At 71.9% G+C, this 18,515-nt stretch carries 18 protein-coding genes; 7 read left to right on the top strand and 11 right to left on the bottom strand.

Going from position 1 to position 18,515, the window contains the following annotated elements; translation table 11 throughout:
* Nucleotides 1-53: 53 nt before the first annotated feature.
* Nucleotides 54-602 carry a TOPRIM nucleotidyl transferase/hydrolase domain-containing protein gene (locus tag G6G98_RS10520; protein WP_164234600.1) on the top strand — a complete coding sequence of 183 codons (549 nt, stop codon included), beginning with the start codon at nt 54-56 and terminating at the stop codon, nt 600-602.
* 3 nt (nt 603-605) lie between these two features.
* Here G6G98_RS10520 and G6G98_RS10515 read toward each other — a convergent pair whose 3' ends face one another.
* Complete coding sequence (locus tag G6G98_RS10515) at nt 606-1,502, bottom strand: Lrp/AsnC family transcriptional regulator (protein ID WP_164234601.1); 897 nt, start codon at nt 1,500-1,502, stop codon at nt 606-608.
* 222 nt (nt 1,503-1,724) lie between these two features.
* Between G6G98_RS10515 and G6G98_RS10510 the strand changes: the two genes are divergently transcribed.
* The 4 genes from G6G98_RS10510 to speB are packed head-to-tail and all read left to right on the top strand — an operon-like array spanning nt 1,725 to nt 7,295.
* On the top strand, nt 1,725-3,047 hold the full coding sequence (locus tag G6G98_RS10510) for an MFS transporter (RefSeq protein ID WP_164234602.1): 1,323 nt from the start codon (nt 1,725-1,727) through the stop codon (nt 3,045-3,047).
* A complete protein-coding gene (locus tag G6G98_RS10505) occupies nt 3,044-4,714 on the top strand; it encodes an amidohydrolase (protein WP_164234603.1) in 1,671 nt (556 codons plus the stop codon). The genes G6G98_RS10510 and G6G98_RS10505 overlap by 4 nt, the downstream gene beginning before the upstream one ends.
* Nucleotides 4,715-4,728: 14 nt before the next feature.
* Nucleotides 4,729-6,324 carry a thiamine pyrophosphate-binding protein gene (locus tag G6G98_RS10500; protein ID WP_164234604.1) on the top strand — a complete coding sequence of 532 codons (1,596 nt, stop codon included), beginning with the start codon at nt 4,729-4,731 and terminating at the stop codon, nt 6,322-6,324.
* Nucleotides 6,325-6,347: 23 nt separating this feature from the next.
* Nucleotides 6,348-7,295 carry an agmatinase gene (gene speB / locus G6G98_RS10495; RefSeq protein ID WP_164234605.1) on the top strand — a complete coding sequence of 316 codons (948 nt, stop codon included), beginning with the start codon at nt 6,348-6,350 and terminating at the stop codon, nt 7,293-7,295.
* A 131-nt stretch (nt 7,296-7,426) separates the two neighbouring features.
* Here the strand turns inward: speB and G6G98_RS10490 are convergent, their stop codons facing one another.
* Nucleotides 7,427-8,266, bottom strand: coding sequence for a serine protein kinase RIO (locus G6G98_RS10490; protein ID WP_164234606.1), 840 nt, complete (start codon nt 8,264-8,266; stop codon nt 7,427-7,429).
* A 238-nt stretch (nt 8,267-8,504) separates the two neighbouring features.
* Between G6G98_RS10490 and G6G98_RS10485 the strand changes: the two genes are divergently transcribed.
* Nucleotides 8,505-9,695 (top strand): MFS transporter, encoded by a 1,191-nt coding sequence (locus G6G98_RS10485; protein ID WP_164234607.1) that lies wholly within the window; start codon nt 8,505-8,507, stop codon nt 9,693-9,695.
* Between the two features lie 190 nt (nt 9,696-9,885).
* On the opposite strand, the gene G6G98_RS10480 is transcribed toward G6G98_RS10485, so the two are convergent.
* Complete coding sequence (locus tag G6G98_RS10480) at nt 9,886-10,803, bottom strand: helix-turn-helix domain-containing protein (RefSeq protein WP_084788137.1); 918 nt, start codon at nt 10,801-10,803, stop codon at nt 9,886-9,888.
* Between the two features lie 113 nt (nt 10,804-10,916).
* Here G6G98_RS10480 and G6G98_RS10475 point away from each other — a divergent pair, with 113 nt between their 5' ends.
* On the top strand, nt 10,917-11,378 hold the full coding sequence (locus tag G6G98_RS10475; RefSeq protein ID WP_067348045.1) for a DUF3817 domain-containing protein: 462 nt from the start codon (nt 10,917-10,919) through the stop codon (nt 11,376-11,378).
* A gap of 22 nt (nt 11,379-11,400) precedes the next feature.
* Here G6G98_RS10475 and G6G98_RS10470 read toward each other — a convergent pair whose 3' ends face one another.
* From G6G98_RS10470 to G6G98_RS10435, 8 genes are read right to left on the bottom strand one after another with little or no spacing between them, the layout of a single operon-like run.
* Nucleotides 11,401-12,066: a hypothetical protein gene (locus tag G6G98_RS10470; protein WP_164234608.1), complete on the bottom strand. Its 666-nt coding sequence runs from the start codon at nt 12,064-12,066 to the stop codon at nt 11,401-11,403.
* Nucleotides 12,067-12,097: 31 nt separating this feature from the next.
* The gene (locus G6G98_RS10465; RefSeq protein ID WP_067348038.1) at nt 12,098-13,021 is read right to left on the bottom strand and encodes an NAD(P)/FAD-dependent oxidoreductase; all 924 of its coding nucleotides are present in this window, start codon (nt 13,019-13,021) and stop codon (nt 12,098-12,100) included.
* The gene (gene fdxA / locus G6G98_RS10460; RefSeq protein WP_067348035.1) at nt 13,014-13,343 is read right to left on the bottom strand and encodes a ferredoxin; all 330 of its coding nucleotides are present in this window, start codon (nt 13,341-13,343) and stop codon (nt 13,014-13,016) included. The genes G6G98_RS10465 and fdxA overlap by 8 nt, the downstream gene beginning before the upstream one ends.
* Nucleotides 13,340-14,740, bottom strand: a complete 1,401-nt coding sequence (locus G6G98_RS10455; protein ID WP_164234609.1) for an FAD-dependent oxidoreductase — start codon at nt 14,738-14,740, stop codon at nt 13,340-13,342. The genes fdxA and G6G98_RS10455 overlap by 4 nt, the downstream gene beginning before the upstream one ends.
* 19 nt (nt 14,741-14,759) lie before the next feature.
* On the bottom strand, nt 14,760-15,707 hold the full coding sequence (gene cobA, locus G6G98_RS10450) for a uroporphyrinogen-III C-methyltransferase (protein ID WP_084788136.1): 948 nt from the start codon (nt 15,705-15,707) through the stop codon (nt 14,760-14,762).
* On the bottom strand, nt 15,704-16,615 hold the full coding sequence (locus G6G98_RS10445; protein WP_067348029.1) for an ABC transporter permease: 912 nt from the start codon (nt 16,613-16,615) through the stop codon (nt 15,704-15,706). Before G6G98_RS10445 ends, cobA begins: the two co-directional genes overlap by 4 nt.
* On the bottom strand, nt 16,605-17,444 hold the full coding sequence (locus G6G98_RS10440; protein ID WP_084788135.1) for an ABC transporter ATP-binding protein: 840 nt from the start codon (nt 17,442-17,444) through the stop codon (nt 16,605-16,607). The genes G6G98_RS10445 and G6G98_RS10440 overlap by 11 nt, the downstream gene beginning before the upstream one ends.
* Nucleotides 17,444-18,463 carry an ABC transporter substrate-binding protein gene (locus G6G98_RS10435; protein WP_164234718.1) on the bottom strand — a complete coding sequence of 340 codons (1,020 nt, stop codon included), beginning with the start codon at nt 18,461-18,463 and terminating at the stop codon, nt 17,444-17,446. The genes G6G98_RS10440 and G6G98_RS10435 overlap by 1 nt, the downstream gene beginning before the upstream one ends.
* Nucleotides 18,464-18,515 lie beyond the last annotated feature (52 nt).

The following is an 18,515-nucleotide window of genomic DNA, read 5'->3' as shown; positions in this document are numbered from 1 at the left end:
GTGAACGGGCGGTGACGGCGCGCCGTCCCGCCCCCGACGATAGGGTCGGAGCCATGGCGCGCACCGTGGTGCTGTTCGAGGGTGCGAGCGATCGCCTCGCCTTCGAGGCCGCCGCGCGCCGTCTCGCGATGCCCCTCGACGGCCTGGAGCTCGTCGACCTTGGCGGCATCACCAACCTCCGCACGCGGCTGCGCGCCCTGCGCGAGGGCGGACGGCGGGTGCTCGGCCTGTACGACGCGGCTGAGGGCGGCTACGTCGCGCGGGTCCTTCAGGACCTCTGCGTGATCGGTTCCGGCGATCGCATCGAGGACGCCGGCTTCTTCGGCTGCGAGCGGGACCTCGAGGACGAGGCGATCGCGGCCGCCGGCGCCGATCTCGTCGTGGAGACCCTGGCCGCCAGGGGAGAGCTCGCCCGGTTCCGGGTGTTCCAGGAGCAGCCGGCGCAGCGCGGGCGGCCGGTCGAGGATCAGCTGCACCGGTTCGCCGGCACCGCGTCGGGACGCAAGGCGCGGTTCGCGGCCGACGTGATCGACGCGATCCCGATCGAGCGGATGCCCCGGCCCCTGGTCGCTCTGCTCGATGCGGCACTGAGCCGGGTGTGAGGCTCAGGCGCTGATGCGGGGGTCGCGCAGAGTGCGGGCGTAGTCCTCCTTGAGGACGGCGAGGTGCAGCCAGGCCTCGATCCCGGTGACCCCCGGCAGGGCGCGGAGCCGTTCGATGCTCGCGTACAGGGCTCCGGCCGACGGCTCGACGAGGGTGGCGACGACATCGAAGCGCCCCAGCGTGCGGGCGGCGAAGTCCACGCCCCGGCCGCTGCGCAGCTCCTCGACGACGGCGGTGTCGTCGTCGAGGTTGATGCCGACGCCCATCGACAGCTGGCGGTGCGCGAGCCCCCGCGCCTCGACAGCGCTGATCTTGATCACGCCGCCGTCGATGAGCCGCTGCACCCGGGTCGCGACGGCCGAGGGGGAGAGGCGCACGGCCTCGCCGAGTGCGCGGAAGCTCTTGCGGCCGTCGGACTGCAGCTGCTCGATGAGCGCCTCGTCGATCCCGTCGAGCGTGATGTCGCCGTGGTAGTCCGAGACGAAGAAGCCCTTCACCACGGTCGAGTAGATGATCGTGTTGATGTCGAGCACGCCGTCCAGGGCCCTGATCCGGGTGAGGAGCTCGTGCAGCTCGGCCATGGAGCCGAGCCGCACCTCGGTGACGAGGTCGTGCGCCCCGCCGACGGAGGAGACGAACACGGTCTCGGGCATGTCCCGCAGCGGCTCCGCGACGACCGCGGCGGCCCCGGTGGTGCGGATCGACACATGGGCGAGCACGTGCTGGCCGAGGAACACCGGGTCCACCGCCGCGACGACCCGGACCGTCCTGTCGTCGAGCAGCGCGCGCAGCCGGGAGGCCACGGCGGCCCTGGTCTGCGAGAGGCGGTCGGCGAGGGAGCGGATGCTGGCGCGGCCGTCCTCCTGCAGCGCCCGGATGAGCTCGGCGTCGAAATCCATGGCGTCCCCGAAAATTCCTCGATAACCCGCGAACGCACGGACGTGCGCGCAGAAACTCAGTGTAGAACGCTTACGACGTGTCACGAGGGCAAGATATGTCGGTCGATGCGATCAGATCATCAGTGAATAGCGACTTTCGCTGGAGTTCTGCCCTTGTCTCGAGGGCCGCCGCGGCCGTAGCATCCTTCGCTATCCGACCACTTCCGCAAAGGAGCGGGCTTCATGACCTCCACCCACACCCGGGCGCGACGCGCAGGCATCGCCGCCTTCGTCGGCACCACCATCGAGTGGTACGACTTCTACGTCTATGCGACGGCCGCGGCCCTCGTCTTCGGTCCGCTGTTCTTCCCGAGCGACGACCCCCTCGCCGAGACCTCGCGGGCCTTCGCCACGTTCGCCGTCGCGTTCCTCGTGCGTCCTCTCGGCGGCATCATCTTCGGCCACATCGGCGACAAGTTCGGCCGCCGCGTGTCCCTCGTGATCACGCTGCTGCTGATGGGCGTCGCGACCGTGCTGGTCGGCTGCCTTCCGACCTACGCCGACATCGGCTTCGCCGCCCCGATCATGCTCATCGTGCTGCGCGCGCTGCAGGGCCTCGCGGTCGGCGGCGAGTGGGGCGGCGCCGTGCTCATGAGCGTCGAGCACGCCCCGGCCGGCAAGAAGACCTTCTACGGCGGCTTCACCCAGCTCGGCAACCCGGCCGGCGCGCTGCTGGCCTCCGGCATCTTCGCCATCATGTCCCGCGGCGGCGACTCGTTCATCATGGACGGCGGCTGGCGCATCCCGTTCCTGCTCTCGATCGTGCTGGTCGGCGTCGGCTTCTGGGTCCGCTACCGCGTCGAGGAGTCCCCCGTCTTCGAGGAGAAGATCGAGGGCCGAAAGCAGTCGATGCCGCTCGGCTTCGCGCTGCGCGCCAACTGGCTGCCGATCCTCCTCGGCATCGGCCTGCTGCCGATCTCCACGGGCGGCTACTACCTCGCCACCACCTTCGCCACCGCGTACGCGACCGGCGAGCCCATCTCCATCAGCGAGCAGGTCATCCTGGACGCGATGACGATCGCCTCCTTCGTCGAGTTCGTCGTCACCCTCCCGGTCGCCTGGCTGGGCGACAAGTGGGGCCGCAAGAACATCATGTACATCGGCCTCGTCACCTCGGTGCTGACGTTCATCCCGTTCCTCCTGGTGATGCCCGGCAGGGTCGAGCCGCTGATCTTCCTGTTCGCCTCGCTCGTCCGCATCGCGATGAGCGCGACCTACGCGCCGATCGCGGCGATCCTCGCGGCGATGTTCCGTCCGCAGGCCCGCTACACCTCGATCGCGCTGTCCTACGGCGTCGGCGCGGCGCTCTGGGCCGGCTTCTCGCCGTGGTTCGCCACGCAGCTCGTCGCCTGGACCGGCAGCATCTGGTCGGTCATCGGGATGTTCATCGGCATGGCGATCATCGCCGGCATCTGCACGCGGCTCGCGCCGCAGCACTCCGACGAGGCCCCCGTCACCGCCTCCTACACCGCCCGCACCGACACGACTGCGAACCCGCTGCCATGAGAAAGCTCACCCCCTTCGACACGTCCGCCCAGACCGCTCCCCGGATCGTCACGGCCCGCGCCATCCACACGGTGGATGCCGAGGCCACGACGGCGACGGCCATGCTGATCGACCGCGGCCGGATCCTCGCTCTCGGCGACCTCGCCGCCTGCGAGGAGGCGGCGAAGGGGGTGGGCCTGGCACCCGAGCGGGTCGACCTCGGCGACGCCGTCGTCGTCCCCGGGTTCGTGGACGCGCATGCGCATCCGCTCATGTTCGGGCAGATGATGACCTGGGTCGACTGCGGGCCGGAGAAGGCCGGCAGCATCCCCGAGATCGTCGAGCTGCTCCGGCGCGCGGCGGCCGAGCTCCCCGAAGGCCGCCCCGTGCGCGGTTACGGCTACGAGCAGCGCAACCTCTCCGAGAAGCGGCACCCCACCCGGTTCGAGCTCGACGAGGTCGCCACCGACCGCGAGGTGTACCTGATGAACGCCTCCGGCCACGGCGGCGTCGTGAACTCGTACACGCTGGAGAAGAACGGCGTCGACCGCGACACCCCGAACCCCGACGGCGGCGAGTTCTTCCGCGACGCCGACGGCGAGCTGACCGGCGAGCTGTCGGACGCCGCGTGCAACATCCTCACCGGCGTGCACGGTGTGAAGATCGGCCACCACGGCCCGAACTTCCACCTCGCCGACGAACCGGAGGAGCATCTGCGCCAGCTGGACGCCGCGACGCAGCGCTTCCTCGCCGGCGGGGTCACCTCCATCGGCGACGCCCAGGTCACGCGCCGCGAGTTCGACATGTACCTGCGCCTCGCCGAGGCCGGGCGCCTCGAGCTGCGCGTCTCGATGTACCTGCTCTCGCACCTCCTCGACGAGGCGCTGGAGATGGGTCTCGTCGGCCAGTTCGGCAACGCGCACCTGAGCTTCGCCGGCATCAAGTTCTACGCCGACGGCACCCTGGGCGGCTGGACGGCGTACTTCCCCGACGGCTACGTCGGCGACCCGTGCCGTACCGGTCAGCTCTACCACGAGCCCGCCGCCTACGCCGAGCTGATCCGCAAGGCGCACGTGGCCGGGCTGCAGACAGCGACCCACGCGCAGTCGCCCACCGCGATCGAGATGGTCGTCTCGGCGATCGAGGCGGCGCTCGCCGAGCGCCCGGATGCCGACGCCCGGCACCGGATCGAGCACTGCGGCCTGCCGACGCCCGAGCAGATCGAGCGCATGGCCGCCTCCGGCATCCGCCCGGTGAACCAGACCCAGCACTATTTCAACTGGGGAGAGGGGGTCGAGGAGGCCATCGGCACCCCGGGCGAGCGGTTCAACCCGCTCGGCGAGTTCGAGCGGGCCGGCGTCGGCTACACGATCTCCTCGGATGCTCCGGTGGCCGAGCCGATCCCGCTCGAGGCGATCCAGACCGCGGTCACCCGGGTCACCCGTCGCGGGCACAAGCTGGGCCCGGACGACCTGCGGATCTCCGCGCTGTCGGCGCTCCGCGCGCACACGATCGAGGGCGCCGTGTCGATCGGCCGCGAAGACGACCTGGGTTCGCTCGAGGTCGGCAAGTACGCCGACTTCGTCGTTCTCTCCGACGACCCGCTCGCCGTCCCCGCCGAGGAGATCTCCTCGATCGCGGTGCGCGAGACCTGGGTCGACGGCGAGCCCCGCCACCGAGCCTCATGAGCGAGGATGCGAGCATGACCGATCAGTACGCCGACACCGCCGGACGCGCGGTGCTCGAGACGATCCGCGCCTACGGCGTGACCGCCGTCTTCGGCATCCCCGGCACCCACAATCTCGAGCTCTACCGGCCGCTCGCCGATCTCGGCATCCGCGCGGTGACGAACCGCCACGAGCAGGGGTCCGGCTACGGCGCCGACGGCTGGGCGCAGCAGACCGGGCTGCCCGGGGTGGTCATCACGACGTCCGGCCCCGGCCTGCAGAACGCGATGAGCGCGATCGGCACCGCCTTCTGCGAGTCGCGGCCGCTGCTCGTGCTCTCGCCGGGCGTGCCGCTCGGCGCGGAGTTCGCCGACGTCGGCACCCTGCACGAGACGAAGGACGCCACGGCCATGGTCGGGGCGATCGCCGAGTGGTCGCGCCGGGTCACCAGTGCCGCCGAGGCGGTGGATGCCGTGCACGACGCGTTCGCGCTGTTCCGCACCGGGCGCCCTCGCCCCGTGCACATCGAGATCCCGCTCGACGTCCTCGAGGCGCCGGCAGAGGTGCCCGCCGATGCGCGCCAGGCTCGACCGGCGCCGGCTCCCGCATCCGGTGACGATGCCCTCGTCGCCGAGGCGGCGCGGCTCCTCGCCGGAGCCGAGCGGCCCGTGATCGTCGCCGGCGGCGGCTCCACGGGGGCCGGAGCGGAGCTCACCGCGCTCGCCGAGCGCCTCGGCGCACCCGTGCTCACGACTCTGAACGGAAAGGGCGTCGTCGACGAGTGGCATCCGCTCGCCCTCGGGTCGCACCTGCGTCTCGCCGCGGCCCGCGCGGTGGCCGAGGATGCCGACGTGCTGCTCGTGGTCGGCTCCAAGCTCGGCGAGGCCGAGCTCTGGGCGCCCCGGCTCGAGGCGCGCGGCGCAGTCATCCGCGTGGACATCTCGCCCGCGCAGCTCGACAAGAACCTCGCGGCGACCGTCGGCATCGCCGGCGACGCCGCCACGGTCACCGGGCAGCTGCTCGCGGCCGTGTCCGGCCCCGCGCGGACGCCGGATCTCGACGCCGCCCGCGCCGCGATCGACGCGGAGATGCGCACGACGGCGCCGGAGGCCGTGGCCCTCGCCGAGCTCATCGCGGACGGGCTGCCGGACGACGCGATCATCGCCGGTGACTCCTCGCAGATCGTCTACTTGGCGCTCGGCAGCGTGCTGCGGCAGCAGCATCCGCACTCCCTTCTCTACACGCCCACCTACGCCACCCTCGGCTACGGGCTGCCCGCGGCGATCGGCGCCCGCGTCGCGCAGACGGAGCGGCCGGTGCTCACCGTGATCGGCGACGGCGCGCTGATGTTCTGCGTCAACGAGCTGATGACCGCGGTCGAGCAGCGCCTCGACGTCACCGTCGTGTGCGTCGACAACGGCGGCTACGCCGAGATCAGGCAGAACGAGGTCGACCGCGGCATGGCCCCGATCGGCGTCGACCTCGTCCAGCCCGACTGGGCGGCGCTGGCCACCGCGTTCGGCGCCACCGGGCGCCGCGTGGCCCGCCGCGAGGACATCGCCGACAGCATCCGCTCCGCGATCGCCGACGGCGGCGTGCAGCTGGTGCACATCCCGCAGCACTCCCTCTGAACCGCTCACAGACAGGACCAACCATGACCGAGAACGTCGGACCCATCGACGCCTCCGTGAACCCGCGGTACTCCGGGATCGCGACCTTCGCCCGGCTTCCCCGCCTCGAGGACGTGCCGCGCGCCGACATCGCCGTCGTCGGCATCCCGTTCGACTCCGGTGTGAGCTACCGGCCCGGCACCCGCTTCGGTCCGTCGCACGTGCGCGAGTCGTCGCGTCTGCTGCGCCCGTACAACCCGGCGCAGGACGTCTCGCCGTTCGCGATCGCCCAGGTGGTGGATGCCGGAGACATCCCGGTCAACCCGTTCAACATCACCGAGGCCGTCGACGAGGTCGAGCGCGCCGCGAAGGCCCTCGGCGAGCAGGTGCGGCAGATCGTCACGATCGGCGGCGACCACACCGTCGCGCTGCCGCTGCTGCGCGCCGTCGCCGCGAAGCACGGTCCGGTCGCGGTGCTGCACTTCGACGCGCACCTCGACACCTGGGACACGTACTTCGGCGCACCCATCACGCACGGCACCCCGTTCCGCCGCGCCAGCGAGGAGGGGCTGATCGACCTCACCGCGAGCTGCCACGTCGGCACCCGCGGTCCGCTGTACTCCAAGCAGGACCTGCTCGACGACGAGCGGCTGGGCTTCTCGATCGTCTCCAGCGAGTACATCGAGGAGCACGGCGTCGAGGCCGGCATCGAGCGCATCCTGCAGCGGGTCGGCGACAGGCCGCTCTACTTGTCGATCGACATCGACGTGCTCGACCCCGCGCACGCCCCCGGCACCGGCACCCCCGAGGCCGGCGGCCTCACCAGCCGGGAGCTGCTCAGGATCCTCCGCGCGCTCTCCGGCCGGAACATCGTCGGCGCCGACGTGGTCGAGGTGTCCCCGGCCTACGACCACGCGCAGATGACCGGCATCGCCGCCAGCCACGTCGTCTACGAGCTGGTGACGCTGCTCGCCGCGCAGAACGCCCGCTGAGGCCGGGGCGGCCTCGGCCGCCGTCGGTGTGAAGAGTCGGAGACTCCCGCGACACGCCGCCACGCGTCGTCCGTTTGGCGGCGTGTCGCGCGGAGACTCCGACGATTCACACGTCGCCGAGGAATCCGCGCTCACGCCCACGACGCAGCGAGCAGCTCGGCGAACAGCTCCTCGGCATCGCACTCCACCCGGCGGCGGGTGAACCAGTCGCACACGTTGACGCAGTCCCGGTGCAGCAGGTCCATCCCCTGCGGATTCGCGATGAGGTCGACGATCTGCGGCAGGTCGATCACCCGCACGCGGCCCTCGTGCACGAGCAGGTTGTACGCCGACAGGTCGCCGTGCGCGAACCCGGCGGCGGCGAAGATCCGCATGATGCCGACGATCTGCGCGTAGAGACCGGCGAGCTCGCCGCGATCGCTGCGCACCTGCGCGAGACGCGGGGCGGCGGTGCCGGAGGCGTCGCCGATGAACTCCATGAGCACCTCGGTGCCGTTCACCTGCACGGGGTAGGGCACCGGAGCGCCGAGTTGGTGCATGCGGCAGAGCGCCTCGAACTCGGCGAGGGACCAGGCGGATGCCGCCACCTCGCGGCCGTGCGACGACTTCTTCGCGAGGGCGCGGGCGTCGCGGGTGTTCCGGGTCGTCCTGCCCTCGGTGTAGACCGCGGAGCGGTGGAAGCTCGAGTGCTCGCTGCTGCGGTACCGCTTCGCCGCCAGCAGGCTGCGCTGCGACGGGTCGCCGGGTACGGCGCGCTCGAGGAGGAACACGTCGGCCTCCTTGCCGGTCTTCAGGATGCCGAGCTCGGTGTCGAGCGCACCGGCATCCTGCACGACCCAGGCGGGCCAGGGCTGCGGTCCGCGCTGCGTGGGGATGGTGGACGGCCAGGTGGTCCAGCGCTGGCCATCGCCGGGCTCGACGTCGGCGAAGGAGAGGGAGGATGCGTCGAAGGACGCGAAGAGATCAGACAAGATGTGGCTCCGGGGACGGAGGCCACGCAGACGGTGGCCTCAGGGAAGGATGTCGGCGAGGGGCGCGACAAAGACGGTGTTCATGTCCTCGGCTCCTCTCGCTCGCACTTCCCGGGCGGATCCCGGTGCGGACTCGACTCTAGGGCGTCGGGCGGATGCTGTCCAGCATCGGACGATCGGTCGGATGCCGTGGACGCGCGGTCGGGCGCCGGCATCCGCCCCCTGCGAGCGTGGAAGCATGACGACGACAGCGCCCATCCCCACCGCAGTCACGACCCCGGCCGAGCGCATGCGCTACGGCGGGCTCATCGCGCTCATGATGATGGGCTTCCTCCTCGTGACGGCCGAGTTCCTGCCGAACGGCGTGCTCACCGAGATGGCCGACGGCCTCGGCGTCACACCGGGGCAGGCCGGGCAGACCGTGACGGTCACCGCGCTGGTCGGGCTCGTCGTCGCACCCACCATCGGTCTCATCTTCCCGCGACTCGATCGCCGGTCGCTGCTCGTGTGGATGGCGCTCGCCGCGGGGGTGTCGAACCTCGTCGTCGCGATCGCCCCGAACCTCCTGATCGTGCTGATCGCACGGTTCCTGCTCGGCGCCGCGATCAGCGCGTTCTGGTCGATGTCGATCACGGTCGCTGCGGCTCTCGCCGGTCCGGAGCGCCTCGGACGCGGAGTGATGTTCACCTCCGCGGGCGTCTCTCTCGCCACGGTGGCGGGGGTGCCGCTGGGGGTGATGCTCGCCGAACTCGTCGACTGGCGGGCGGTCTTCGCGATCGCGAGCGGCCTCATGCTCCTGCTCGCCGTCGCGCTGCGCGCCGCCCTGCCGTCGGTTCCGGCGGCCGAGGCGTCGAGCCTCCGCCTGCTCGTCGACACGCTGCGCCGGCCCGGCATCGGCCTCGGCATGGTCGGGCACGTGCTGGTGGTGCTCGGGCACTTCCTCGCCTACACGTATGTGCGGCTCGCCCTGGAGCGGATCCCCGGTGTCGACGCGTCGACGATCGTCGTGCTGCTCGCCCTGTTCGGACTCGGCGGCCTGGTCGGGAACATCGTGATCGGGCTCGTCATCGACCGTTCCTTCGCGTTCTTCGCCGTGTTCGCGCCCGTCGTGATCGCGGCATCCGTCCTCTCCATGCTGCTGCTCTCCGGGACGGTGCTCGGGGTGGCGGTGGTCGTGCTGGCGTGGGGCTTCTTCTTCTCGTCCTGGCTGATCGTCGTGAACACCTGGGTCGGGCACCGGATGCCGGACCGGCTCGAGGCCGGCGGCAGCCTCGTCGTCGTCGGGTTCCAGGCGGCGATCACGCTGGCGGCGGGGGTCGGGGGGCTCCTCGTCGACACGCTCGGCGTCGAGCTCGTCTACGTCGTCGGCACGGCCGCGCTGCTCGTGGGCGCGGTGCTGTTCGGGGCCTCGAACCGGGTGCGCGGCTGACCATGACCCGCCTCGCGGGCACAGCTTCGGACCCGGCTCGCGGCACAGCTTCGACCCCGGTTCGTGGACACAGCTTCGGACCCGGCGGATGACTCGGCGCCGGGGCAGCGGCGGGTTACGGCGCGTCGCATCCGGACTCCGAAGCTGTGCTCGGCTCGCAGGAGAGGGGGGCGGATGCCGGCGCCGGGGGCTACGCGGGAACCGGCATCCGCTGCGCCAGGCGCCAGGCGCTCGGCGTCATGCCGGTGCGGCGGCGGAAGGCGCGGCTGAAGCCCTCGTCGGAGGTGTAGCCGAGCTCGCGCGAGATCTCCGTCACGGTGCGCCCGGCCTCCAGCATCCGCTTCGCGGCGTCGATGCGCACCTCGGTGACGTACTCGGCGGGGGAGCGCCCCAGGGCGGTGCGGAACCGCTCCGCGAAGGCCGAGCGCGACATCGCGCCGACGCCGGCCAGGCGCTCCACCGTCCACTCCCGGCCCGGCTCCTCGTGGATCGCCTCCACGACGCGGTCGAGGAACGGATCCTTCGACAGCGACGGCCAGCCCTCGGGAGCGCACCCGTTCGCCGCCCACGCCCGGATGACGGAGAGCAGCACGGTGGTCGCCATCATGCGGCAGATGAGCGGGTCGCCCTGGCGGGCAGGGCAGGCGGGCTCGTCGGAGGGGCCCATGTTCTGCGCGAGCGCCGCCGCGGCGGGCTCCAGCGCGTCGAACCCGGTCACCGTGATGAGGTCGGGAAGCACGGCGCTGAGCCGCGAGGCCGCGTCCGCCAGTTCGAGGTCGACGATCACGAGGGTGGCGTCGGCATCCGCCTCCAGGGCGACGGCGCGCCGGCCGAGGGTGAGGAACGCGTCCCCGGCGTGCAGCAGGGACCGGGCCGGATGCTCGTCGACGGCGACCCTGTGCGAGGTGCGGTCGACGTCGAGACGGCATCCGGAGTCCAGCGGCGGGATGCCGTGCACGCTCCCGGCGGCCACGTACACGAGAGTCGCGGATGCCGGGCCGAGGGGCAGCAGGTCGCCGGCCGTGAGGCGGCTGCGCCGCGCGATCCCGACCCGGAGATCGACCGCGCCGAGCACCTGAGAGAGGGCTTCGGGGTCGACGGTCACCATGCCTTCGGCAACGCAGTGCGGCGCCGTGCTATTCCGGGCGTCTCAACCTTTCGATGGATTCCGGGCACAGGACTCTCGCCTAGCGTGGGAGGCACCCGAGTCCAAGGAGCACCGTGTTCACCGAGCCCTCCCGTCTGTACCGCGTCCTCGCGATCGCCGAGGCGATCACCTGGACGATCCTCATCACGGCGCTCGTCGCGCGCGCCGCGGGAGCCCCGGGGGTGGTGGTCACCATCGGCGGCGGCATCCACGGCTTCGTGTTCCTCGCCTACGGGGCGACGGCGATCCTCGTCGCGCTGAACAACCGCTGGCATGCCGGCGTCGCCGTGCTGGCCGTGGCGAGCGCCGTGGTGCCGTACGCGACGATCCCCATGGAGATCTGGCTCCACCGCACCGGCCGCCTCGCCGGAGCCTGGCGCCTGGAGGCGACGGACGACCCGCGCGACCGCCGCTGGTACGACGGGCTGATGCGCTGGTTCCTCCGGCGGCCGTGGGTGCTCGGCGGGCTCATCGCGATCGCGGTCGTCGTGCTCTACGTCGTCCTTCTGCTGGCCGGCCCTCCCGGCGGGAAGTGACCGCCGGGAGGGCTGACCGCGCTCACTCCGTGACGACGATCGCGTTCGCGGCGACGACCTCCGCCATGACCGCTGCGGCGTCGCCCCCGGTGCAGTCGACGATCACGTAGACGCCGACGCCCGTCGCGGTGAACGCGCGCGCGGCCATGATCCAGACGCGCTCGCCATCCTGCCCGGTGACCTGCCGGTTCTCGACGTCGGTGTTGCCGCTCGACTGGTAGGCGAAGCCGCCGGTCGTGGCCACCGGCGTGATGTCGGCCGTGGCCGCGTCACCGAGGATCACCGCGAGCATCGCGTCGGAGCTGATGCCGTCGTCGCCGTCGACCACGGGCACGTCGGGGATGAGCCCCTGCCAGAACTGCGCGAGGCACGTGCCGTCGATCGTCCGGTAGCTCCAGCCGCCGTTGCCGTCGTCGGGCTGCTCGACCGTCCAGCCGTCGTCCGCGAAGAAGCCGTCGCCCCACTCGACGTACGCCGTCGCCGGCAGCGCGGTGCCGTCGGCGAAGCTCAGGGTCGACGGGAGCGACCCGCTCGGCTCCTCCGCCGGCTCGTCGACGGGCTCGTCCACCGGCTCGTCGACGACCACCGGATCCGACGGGATCTGCGCGTACAGGCATCCGCTCAGCGGCACGGCGATTGCTCCGACGATGATCGCCGCGATGAGACGGCCCCCCGATGTACGTGCCATGCCGGTCAGCATAGACCCGGCCGCACCCGGATCAGTGGGCGGTGGCGACGCCGATCGTGTCGTGCACGATCACGGCCGCGACCCGGGCGCCCGCCCCGGCCGCGACGATGAGCTGCTGCGGGCCGGGGGCCGCGGCGTCGCCGGCGGCGTACAGGCCCGGCACGTCGGTGCGGCCGGACCGGTCGGTGACGAGGTGCCCGTGACCGTCGATCGCCGGTGCGAAGCCGGAGAGGAACGACAGGTCGGTCTCCCACTCCGGGCGCACGAAGCCGCCGTCCACGGCGACGGAGGTGCCGTCCTCCAAGCGGATCGCCTCCAGGCGCCCCCGTTCGCCGACGAGCTCGGAGATCGGATGCCGCAGCACGGCCACCCCGGCGGCGGCGAGCTCCGCCTCCTCCGTGGTCGTGACGACGTCGGCGCCGTTGGTGAACACGGTGAGGCTCTCCGTCCAGCGGCCGATGAGGCGCGCGCGGTCGGCGAGATCGGCGGACTCGCCGATGAGCGCCATCCGGCGACCGCGCAGCTCCCACGCGTCGCAGGCGGCGCAGCTGAACAGGCTCATGCCGTAGAAGCCGCGGAGGTTCGGCACCTCGGGCAGGGTCTCACGGAGCCCGGTCGCGAGCAGCGCAGAGCGGGCGGTGACCGTCTCGGTGGCCTCGCGGCGTCCGATGCCGGCGGCGAACCCCGTCGCCGTCTGCGTGAGCGAGGCGACGCGCACTCGCGAGCGGATCTCGACGTTCGGGTAGGCGGCGAGCTCCTCGCGGGCGAGCTTGCGCAGCTCGTGCGGGGGCACGCCGTCGCGGGTGAGGAACCCGTGGGAGTTCAGCGTGGCCGCGTTGCGCGGGCGGTCGGCGTCGACGACGAGGACCCGTACAAGCGAGCGGCCGAGGTTCAGTGCGGCGGAGAGACCGGCCGGGCCGCCGCCGACGATGAGGACGTCGTAGTCGTCAGTCATGACCGCCGTCCTGCGGGGGAAGCGCGGCCACCAGCGGGTGGTCGAAGTCGTAGACGCCGACCTTGGCGGCGCCGCCGGGCGAGCCGATCTCGTCGAAGAACTCGACGTTCGCCTTGTAGTAGTCCTGCCACTCCTCGGGCAGGTCGTCCTCGTAGTAGATCGCCTCGACAGGGCACACCGGCTCGCAGGCGCCGCAGTCCACGCACTCGTCCGGATGGATGTACAGCGAGCGCTCGCCCTCGTAGATGCAGTCCACGGGGCACTCGTCGATGCAGGCACGATCCTTCACATCGACGCACGGCAGCGCGATGACGTAGGTCATCGGACCAGCGCCCCGTCGCGCGAGACGGCGACCTGCTCCTCACGCGGGACCACCTTGACGCGCTCGCGCGTGTGCCGGTGGGTCTCGCCGAGGTGGCGCTCGTGCGCGTCGAGGGCGAGCCAGCCGTCCCACGTCGTGTACGCGGTGCCGCTCGCGTCGAGCACGTCCAGCACGTCATCGTCGGTCTTGGCCGCCGTGAGCAGGCCTGCCTCGGCGTCGGCCACGAGGTTCGTGATCGTCTCCAGCGCGTCGGACTTCGTGTGGCCGATCAGGCCCACCGGGCCGCGCTTGATCCACCCGGTCGCGTACAGGCCGGGCTCGGCGTCGACGCGACCGGCGTCGTTCGGGATCACGCCGCGCGCCTCGTCGAAGGGCGCGTCCACGACGCGCGTGCCGTAGTAGCCGACGGCACGGTAGACGGCCTGGACGTCGTAGTCGCGGAACTCGCCGGTGCGCACGAGCCTGCCCTCGGCATCCGTGCGCGTCTTCTCGAAGCGGATGCCCTCGACCCGGCCGTCGCCCGTGATCTCGACCGGCGCGTGCCAGAAGTGCAGGTGCAGACGACGGGATGCCGAGCCGGCCGGCCGGTCGCGCCAGCTGTTCAGGGTGCGCAGCATGACCTTCAGCTGGTTGTTGGTGGCGGATGCCGGGTCGACGCCGTCGAAGTCCTCGTCGTGCAGCACGATGTCGACGTCGTTCACCTCGCCGAGCTCGCGGAGCTCGATCGGCGTGAACTTGATGTCGGCGGGTCCGCGGCGGCCGAACACGTGCACGTCGGTCACGGCCGACGACTCGAGGCCCTCGAGCACGTTGTCGGGGATCTCGGTGCTGCGCAGGTCGACGGCGTGCTTGGCGAGCACGCGAGCCACGTCGAGGGCGACGTTGCCGTTGCCGATCACTGCGACGGACGACGCCTCCAGCGGCCAGGTGCGGGCGACGTCGGGGTGGCCGTCGAACCAGGCGACGAAATCCGCGGCGCCGTAGGAGCCGGGCAGGTCGACGCCGGGGATGTCGAGCGCGGCGTCGCGGATCGCGCCCGTGGCGAGGATCACCGCGTGGTAGCGCTCGCGCAGCTCTTCGAGGGAGATGTCGCGGCCGACCTCGACGTTGCCGATGAAGCGGATCGTGCGGCGCGAGGCGGCCGGCTCACCCTCGGCCGTGTCGGGGAACGCGTCGAGCATCTCGTGCAGCGAGTTCACGATGCCCTTGATGCGGGGGTGGTCGGGGGCGACCCCGTAGCGGATCAGGCCGTACGGGGCGGGGAGCGACTCGAACAGGTCGATCTCGAGGGCGCCGCCGCGCTCCTTGACGGCGGTGGCGAGCAGGTTGCCCGCGTAGATGCCGGCGGGACCGGCGCCGACGATCGCGACGCGCAGGGAGAGAGTGGGTGCAGACATGAGGATGCTTTCGGTGTGCTCAGAGGGAAAGGGCGAGGTGCGGGCGGTGACGGCCACCGCCGTCGAGCGTGTCGACCGCCTGGACGAGGCCGGTGTCGGCGCCCGCGATGAGGGTGTCGGCCCAGTGCGACTTCGGCGCGTGAGCATCCGACGGCGGGGTGACCCGATCAGCGGATGCCGTCCCGATCTGCCGATCTTCCGGGGCGTCCTCACCGGTGATCGGGACGCGGTCGGCGGATCGGGACGCGGCATGCGGGCTCAGCGACACGACGTCGCCGACGACGATCACGGCAGGGGAGCGCACCTGGCGGGCGGCGGCGAGGGCGGTGATCGTGCCGAGCGTGCCGATCGTGACGCGCTGGTTCTCGCCGTAGCCGTCTTCCACGATCGCGACGGGGCAGTCGCCGCCGCGGGCGCCGGCGGCCAGCACGTGCGCAGAGTGGCCGAGGGTGTTCACGCCCATCAACAGCACCACGGTGTGGTCGCTGCCGCCGGAGAGGCGCTCGATCTGATCGTGGGCGCTGACGACGGTGAACGAGGCGGCGACACCGCGGTGGGTGAGCGGGATGCCGGCCACGGCGGGCACCGAGACGGCGCTCGTCACGCCGGGAACGACATCGACCGCCACGCCATGCTCTTCGCAGAACAGCTGCTCCTCGCGGCCACGGCCGAACACGAACGGGTCGCCGCCCTTGAGGCGCACGACGCGCCTGCCCTCGAGGGCGAGCCGGACGAGCAGCTCGTTGATGCCGTCCTGCGGCACGGGGTGGTGGCCGGGGAGCTTGCCGACGTCGAGGACCTCGGCGGTGATCTCCACGCCCTCCTCGGCGAGCTGCTGCAGCACGGCGCGGGCGCCGAGCCGGTCGGCGACGATCACGTCGGCCTCCTGCAGGGCCCGCAGGCCGCGAAGGGTGAGCAGTCCCGCATCGCCGGGGCCTGCGCCGACGAGGGTGACGTGCCCGCTCATCGCGTGCCTCCGAGGAGGAGACCGCGGTTGCGGAGCATCCGCCGCTCGAGCGGGCCGAACAGGGCCAGCTCGATGAGGATTCCGATGGCGAGGATCAGCAGGATCGTCGCGAGGACGCTCGCGAGGTCGGCGAGCTCGCGCGACTGGTTGAGCAGGGTGCCGAGACCGAAGCCCATCGTCCCGCCCATCGTGATGATCTCGGCCGCCATCAGCGAGCGCCACGAGAACGCCCACCCCTGCTTCAGGCCCGCGAAGTACCCGGGAAGGGCGGCGGGGAGGGTCACCGACGTGGCGAGCTGCCAGCGGCTCGCGCCGAGCACGACGCCCACTCGGCGCAGCTGCGGCGGCACCTGATCGATGCCGGAGAGCAGGCCGTTGACGATCGACGGGATCGCGCCCATCAGGATCACGAAATAGGCGGTGGCGTCGGTGAGTCCGAACCAGATGATCGCGGCGGGCACCCAGGCGACGGACGGCAGCACGGTGAGACCCGAGATGAGCGGGCCCGCGGCCCGCCGCAGCAGCTTCCATTCGGCGAGCAGCATCCCGAGGGCGGTGCCGGCCACGATCGCGATGAGGAAGCCGAGGACCCCGCGTTCGAGGCTGGTCAGCACCGCCTCCTGCAGGCGTCCCGACTCCCACGCGTCGCCGAGGGCGCCGGCGACGGCGGCGGGACTCGGCGCCTTGTCGGGCCGAGGGTTCGCGATGAGGATGTAGAGCTGCCAGATGCCGAGCAGCACGGCGAGGAGAACGACGGGAGGCAGCGTCTTGCCGAGCACGTCGCGCCACCGCGGCGTGTGCTGCTCGGTGTCGGACTGGAGTCGGTCGAGGCCGGCGGAGAGCGTGGCGAGCTCGTCGGCCGGCTCGGTCACGGCGGTGTCACGAGGCGCGGCGGTGTCAAGAGGCATTGCGGGCGATCTCCTTCCGCAGCTCGGTGGTGATCTCGGTGGCCAGAGCCGCCACCTCGGGGGATTCGATGCGGCGCCCCGCGGTGTTGTGGATGCGCCACTCGCCGGCGATGCGGCCGGGGCGGCTGGAGAGCAGGACGACGCGCTGTCCGAGGCGGGCGGCCTCGCGCACGTTGTGGGTGACGAAGACGATGGTGCGGCCGGTCACGCGCCAGACGCGCTCCAGCTCCTCGTGAAGCAGGTCGCGGGTGATCGCGTCGAGGGCGGCGAACGGCTCGTCCATCAGCAGCACGTCGCGGTCCTGGGCGAGAGCGCGGGCGAGAGCGACGCGCTGGCGCATGCCTCCTGAGAGCTCGTGCGGGCGCTTGTCGGCCGCCTCCGAAAGGTTCACGGTGCCGAGCAGCCGCTCTGCCTCCTCGCGGCGCTCGGCGCGCGGCACGCCGCGGAGGCGGAGGGCCAGCTCGACGTTCTTGCGCGCGGTGAGCCACGGCATCAGAGCCGACTCCTGGAACATCACTGAGGACCCGCTCGCCGGGGTCGAGAGCTCCCCGGAGGTGAGCGGCTCGAGTCCCGCGATGAGGTTCAGCAGCGTGGACTTGCCGCAGCCGGATGCGCCGAGCAGGCACACGAACTCGCCCGGCGCGATGTCGAGGGAGATGTCGTCGAGGACGACCGGCCCTGATCCGTAGCGCTTGGTGACGTGGGAGATGCGCACCGCGGGGTCGACGGCGGGCGCGGGCGCGGCCACCGGCGTGACGCCGTCGAAGCTCGGCGTCAGCCTGGTCACGGGCACCGGCGCGCTCACCGTGTTCCCCGCGGGCGCAGCCATCAGTCCTCCCCGAGTCCGGCGGCGGAGACGGGCTCCTCGCCGTCCTTCTCGAGCAGCGCGTTCAGGGCGCGCAGGTCGAAGAGCCCGTCGATGGAGCCCTCCTTCTGCGTGCCGGCGGCGAGGCCGTCCTCCACGAGCGTCTCGAAGGTGTCCGCGTGCGGGTCGACGGAGAACGTCACGTTCTCCAGCGCCCTGGCGAGCACCTCGTCGGCGAGCTTCTTGCCGGTGGCCTCCTCGAGCGCGCCGTTGATCACGGCCGGAGCCTCTTCGGCGTTCTCGTCGAGCCAGGCGACGGAGGCGATGTGCCCCTCGAGCAGCTCCTCGACGACCTCGGGGTGCTGCTCGGCGAACTCGGCGCGCACCAGCAGGACCGTGGTCGGGAACTCCCCGTCCGGCCACAGGTCCGCCTCGTCGACGAGCACGTGCGCGCCGGCCTCGACGACCAGGCGCGACACCCACGGCTCGGGCAGCCATGCGCCGTCGACCTGGCCGTCCTGGAACAGGGTCAGCGTCTGCGCGTTCTCGGTCGGGGTGATCGTGACGTCGCCGCCGCCGGAGGTGGAGGTCTCGTAGCCCTCGTCGGCCAGCCAGGTGCGCAGCGCCACGTCCTGCGTGTTGCCGAGCTGCGGGGACGCGATGGTCGCGCCCTCGAGGTCCTCGGGGCTGTCGATGCCGTCGCGCACGACCAGGGCCGCGCCGCCGGTCGTCGCGCCGGCGATGATGTGCGCAGAGGTGCCGCCGGACTGGATGAAGGTGTTGATCGACGGGTTGGGGCCGATGTAGGTGGCGTCGATCGCGCCCGCGGAGAGCGCCTCGATCGCGGCCGGTCCGGCGTTGAACACCTCGGTCTTCAGGTCGACGTCGCCCAGAGCATCCTGGAACAGGCCCTCCGACAGCCCGACCAGGGCCGGGGCGTGGGTCACGTTGGCGAAGTAGCCGAGGCGGACCTCGGCGAGGCCGTCGCCCTCCTCGCCCGACTCGGGAGCAGCGGATGCCGAGGCGCAGCCCGCGAGCATCATGGCGGTGATTCCCAGAGCGGTGAGAGCGGTGGTGGTGCGGTTGATCTTCACG

This window comes from Microbacterium hydrocarbonoxydans (genome assembly GCF_011752045.1).
Classification (GTDB): Bacteria; Actinomycetota; Actinomycetes; order Actinomycetales; family Microbacteriaceae; genus Microbacterium.
Note: the sequence above shows the minus strand (reverse complement) of the source record. Positions and strands in the feature narration are given on the sequence as shown.

Excerpts from the sequence above, each read along its gene's own strand:
- G6G98_RS10520 (WP_164234600.1), top strand. The coding sequence starts at position 54 with ATGGCGCGCACCGTGGTGCTGTTCGAGGGTGCGAGCGATCGCCTCGCC.
- G6G98_RS10515 (WP_164234601.1), bottom strand. The coding sequence starts at position 1,502 with ATGGATTTCGACGCCGAGCTCATCCGGGCGCTGCAGGAGGACGGCCGC.
- G6G98_RS10510 (WP_164234602.1), top strand. The coding sequence starts at position 1,725 with ATGACCTCCACCCACACCCGGGCGCGACGCGCAGGCATCGCCGCCTTC.
- G6G98_RS10505 (WP_164234603.1), top strand. The coding sequence starts at position 3,044 with ATGAGAAAGCTCACCCCCTTCGACACGTCCGCCCAGACCGCTCCCCGG.
- G6G98_RS10500 (WP_164234604.1), top strand. The coding sequence starts at position 4,729 with ATGACCGATCAGTACGCCGACACCGCCGGACGCGCGGTGCTCGAGACG.
- speB (WP_164234605.1), top strand. The coding sequence starts at position 6,348 with ATGACCGAGAACGTCGGACCCATCGACGCCTCCGTGAACCCGCGGTAC.
- G6G98_RS10485 (WP_164234607.1), top strand. The coding sequence starts at position 8,505 with ATGACGACGACAGCGCCCATCCCCACCGCAGTCACGACCCCGGCCGAG.
- G6G98_RS10480 (WP_084788137.1), bottom strand. The coding sequence starts at position 10,803 with ATGGTGACCGTCGACCCCGAAGCCCTCTCTCAGGTGCTCGGCGCGGTC.
- G6G98_RS10470 (WP_164234608.1), bottom strand. The coding sequence starts at position 12,066 with ATGGCACGTACATCGGGGGGCCGTCTCATCGCGGCGATCATCGTCGGA.
- G6G98_RS10465 (WP_067348038.1), bottom strand. The coding sequence starts at position 13,021 with ATGACTGACGACTACGACGTCCTCATCGTCGGCGGCGGCCCGGCCGGT.
- fdxA (WP_067348035.1), bottom strand. The coding sequence starts at position 13,343 with ATGACCTACGTCATCGCGCTGCCGTGCGTCGATGTGAAGGATCGTGCC.
- G6G98_RS10455 (WP_164234609.1), bottom strand. The coding sequence starts at position 14,740 with ATGTCTGCACCCACTCTCTCCCTGCGCGTCGCGATCGTCGGCGCCGGT.
- cobA (WP_084788136.1), bottom strand. The coding sequence starts at position 15,707 with ATGAGCGGGCACGTCACCCTCGTCGGCGCAGGCCCCGGCGATGCGGGA.
- G6G98_RS10445 (WP_067348029.1), bottom strand. The coding sequence starts at position 16,615 with ATGCCTCTTGACACCGCCGCGCCTCGTGACACCGCCGTGACCGAGCCG.
- G6G98_RS10440 (WP_084788135.1), bottom strand. The coding sequence starts at position 17,444 with ATGGCTGCGCCCGCGGGGAACACGGTGAGCGCGCCGGTGCCCGTGACC.
- G6G98_RS10435 (WP_164234718.1), bottom strand. The coding sequence starts at position 18,463 with ATGATGCTCGCGGGCTGCGCCTCGGCATCCGCTGCTCCCGAGTCGGGC.